Source organism: Paenibacillus sp. E194 (assembly GCF_000935845.1).
GTDB classification, from domain to species: Bacteria; Bacillota; Bacilli; order Paenibacillales; family Paenibacillaceae; genus Paenibacillus_B; species Paenibacillus_B alvei_B.
In genome coordinates this window covers 1-1,383 of the sequence record NZ_JMDX01000489.1, presented here as the reverse complement: position 1 = coordinate 1,383, position 1,383 = coordinate 1, and the positions used below count along the sequence as shown (strand labels likewise).

At 49.2% G+C, this 1,383-nt stretch carries 2 protein-coding genes; both read right to left on the bottom strand.

The window, feature by feature from the left end:
- On the bottom strand, window positions 1–455 hold a 455-nt coding region (locus tag AZ66_RS29130; protein ID WP_044358133.1), incomplete at its 3' end, for an aldehyde dehydrogenase family protein.
- 27 nt (window positions 456–482) lie between these two features.
- Window positions 483–1,383, bottom strand: a 901-nt coding sequence (locus AZ66_RS30295; RefSeq protein WP_052648924.1) for a BMC domain-containing protein, incomplete at its 5' end; no start/stop codon positions are given.

Sequence of the window (1,383 nt, the reverse complement as noted above, 5' to 3'; positions counted from 1 at the left end):
AAAATGCTCTTGAGCGCGTTCGGATGCGGAGAGAACACAATGCTGTTCCCAGCTTTCAACGCGATGAGCGCCTTGTAGATAACTGTCGATGTTGGATTCGTAGACGGAATCAGACCCGCAATAACGCCGACTGGAACCGCTACCTCCATCACCTTGTGTGCCTTGTCATCCTTCAACACGCCAACTGTCTTCATGTCCTTGATCGATGCATACACGTGCTTCGAAGCAAATGAGTTCTTGATGATTTTATCCTGCCAACGGCCGAAGCCAGTTTCCTCATTCGCCATCTTCGCGAGCTTCTCACGATGCTTGTAGCCAGCATCCGCTACTGCCTTGACGATTGCGTTAATCTGCTCCTGCGTCATGACGGCAAGCTTGGCTTGTGCTTCTTTCGCTTTCTTGATCAGATCACGGACTTCTTGAATGGATCGTAGGTCTTTATCCAATGTTTCCATCAATATTCCTTCTCTCTACTCCATTTTTTACGAACTTGCTTTTTTTGTGCTTTTGCTCCGTTTCGCGGCTGGTGAAGGCACTGGCTTTACGCGTGCAGCGCCGCCATTTCCGGTTCCAGCTTGCTTCTGCTTGTCCCCAACAGTTGAAGTATTCAAACCCGCAGAATTCGAAGCATGAGCGGTTTTCGTTATGCCAGCATTTGCATTACTTTCAACAGTACTGTTGCTTGCCTTAGCAGCAGTTGATTCTGCTTTCGCTTGCGAAACCTTCGGAGCAGCTACTTGTTCCGGCTTAGCAACAGTTTCTTCCTTACCATCAGCATCCTCAGCTGCAGGAGCTTCATCTGCTTGAATTGCGTTCACGGAATCCGTGATTGCAGGTATGCGTTCCTGGCCAGTTGCTGCAGCTGCATTGATACTTCCTTCGGTCGACTCTAGCTTGACCGACTTCGAAATTTCATCCGAAGCATCATGCTTTTCGCTTCTGAAATTCTTCTCGTCAGCTTCGTTGATTCTCGTTGCAGCGAACTCATTTGCAACATCCTTAGCTTCTTTCGTATCTGATACAACTTTTTGTTCAGCAGCAATCTCAGATACGAGTTCCGCCTCGTCTTGCTTATTTTGACTTGTGCTGTCGCTCTCTTGCACCTGACAGTGATTGTCGCCTTCATCATCAGGAGTATCAGGAGTCGCAACCATTGCTGCTGTCTCTTCATGCATGCGAGCAATCACATGACGAGTGACAAGTACATCCAGCTGCTTGGCCAGCTCTGCTCCCGCGTCAACGGCAGCTTGTACAGCTCCGACATCACCATCGAGCTTCACCGTTACCAATCCACCATTGATGATCTCTACACCGATGCAAGTAACGCTCGCTGCCTTCAAAGCGGCATCTGCCACAGCGACTGCTCCGAGACTATCCCCTAAC